Source organism: Streptomyces sp. WM4235, from assembly GCF_001279725.1.
Taxonomy (GTDB): domain Bacteria; phylum Actinomycetota; class Actinomycetes; order Streptomycetales; family Streptomycetaceae; genus Streptomyces.
The window spans coordinates 1-1778 of record NZ_LGDE01000165.1 but is presented as its reverse complement, the minus strand read 5'-3'; the positions used below and the strand labels follow the sequence as shown (position 1 = coordinate 1778).

The window sequence follows — 1778 nt, the reverse complement described above, 5'->3', positions numbered from 1 at the left end:
GGGGCAGCTCGTCGCACTCCAGCCGGAAACCGGCCCCCGAGCCGGCGGCACGCAGGTCACCCTTGTCGGCGCCAACCTCACCCCCTACACCCGGATGCTGTTCGGCACCGTGACACCCGACGGCTGCTTCACCGGCCGGGAAGCCACGGACGTGGTGGCGCTCAGTGACACCACCCTCATCGCCGTCGCCCCCGAGTGGCCCGCGGCGGCCACCGTGTCCGTCTACGCGGCCACCCCCTGCGGGCGGCTCACCAACGCGCTCCCCTTCACCTACCTCGACTGAGCCCTCCCCCCACGCGTCCGCGATCGTGGGTCTCAGCTCCCGCCCAGGACCGTGGCGTACGCCGCCTCCCCGACCTCCCGCTCCGGGTGGCGGCGCAGTTCGACGATGGCCGCACGGCAAGCGTCGGGCCAGTTCTGCCGGATGCCGAGGGCTCTGGCGAGGCCCAGGGCGAGGAGGCCTTCCACCACACCACCCCGGCCGCTCAGGACACGCACCGCGGCGAGCGCGGCGGCGGGATCGGCGAGCGGATCGCCGTATCGGTGTCCGTCCTCCAGCTCCTTGGCGACCCGTACCGCGAGGACGGGGCGACCCTCGACCGCAGCGGTCAACTCGGCGAGCGTAAGCAGTAGTTCGGGCTCGGCCGACTCCAGGTCGATCGCCCGCACGAGAAGAGCGGTACGGGCGGCGGTGACCGCCGGTTCGGGCGTCAGGCGCCGGGCCAGGACCGCGCACATCCGGCGGTCCCTGATCGACGAGCCGACGAGGGACTCCAGGCGACGGCGTGCCGGTAGATCCCCGCCGCGCCCGCCGCCCTCCGGCTCGCCGGCCGCGATCAGCGCGAGGAGCCGGTCCACGACGCCGCGCAGCAGACTGCCGGGCTCCACACCACCGATCGGGTGCGGCAGTTCGGACTGGGCCAGTCCGGTGAGTGCCTGCCTCACCCCCGAGAGACTCAGTGGCGAGGCGAGGTCGGTGTAGACGTCCGCCAGCGTCGTACCGGCCGCAGGCGTGTACCGCGCCCAGTCACGGAGGCTGAACAGCGCCTGGTTTGCCGCCTGTTCCTCGGCCAGGAAGGGCAGTCCGGCGATGAGTTCCCCGTACCGCGGCCGGTGGGTGGGGGCCAGATCCGCCGGGTTCAGGTCCAGGAGCGTCCGCCTGGCCGAGTCCGGTCCGTCCGTGGCCGCCGACTCCAGTAGCGCCCACATCTCCTCGGCCGGCAGCAGGGTCGCGGCCAGGCCGACGACGGTGGCGTGGACGTCCGGATGGACGCCCGGGGTACGGCCCACCGCGGACAGCAGCGCGGTGGCGGCGCCGGGGGGCAGGTGGAGGGCGGCGAGTCGGGCGGCCGCCTTGCGGACGGTGACCTTCACCCCGCTTTCGCGGGTCAGGACGTCACGGAGCAGGGCGGCGATCCGCGTGGGTCGGGCATGGGCGGCGGCTCGGCCGGCCGCGGACCAGGCGGCCGCGGCCCGGTCGTCGCCGGCGTGTTCGAGCATGGCGCCGAGGGTCGAGGCCGGGTCGTCCGTGTGGGCGGCCGCGTCCAAGGCGGCTGCCGCCAGGACGGGTTCGGCAAGGCCGGCGGGGGCGGTGTACCGCTGGAGCAGGGCCCGCCCGTACTCCGGTACGGGGGCCACGGCACGGAGCAGTGCGGCGCGTTCGTCCAGACCCCGGCCGGGATCGGCGAGGGCGGCCTCGGCGAGACGGACCGCGACCTGCTGTTGCCGGGGCAGCCACCGGTCGGCGTGTCGGAACGGGGGCAGGGGGCGGGGAGTTC

At 74.9% G+C, this 1778-nt stretch carries 1 protein-coding gene and 1 pseudogene; one reads left to right on the top strand and one right to left on the bottom strand.

Annotated elements, in window-relative coordinates; all coding sequences use genetic code 11:
* A partial coding sequence (locus ADK55_RS14335; protein WP_199826515.1) for an IPT/TIG domain-containing protein occupies positions 1 to 283 on the top strand: 283 nt, incomplete at its 5' end.
* Positions 284 to 315: 32 nt separating this feature from the next.
* Here ADK55_RS14335 and ADK55_RS14330 read toward each other — a convergent pair.
* Positions 316 to 1778 (bottom strand): annotated as a pseudogene (locus ADK55_RS14330) (hypothetical protein); the annotation flags it as partial.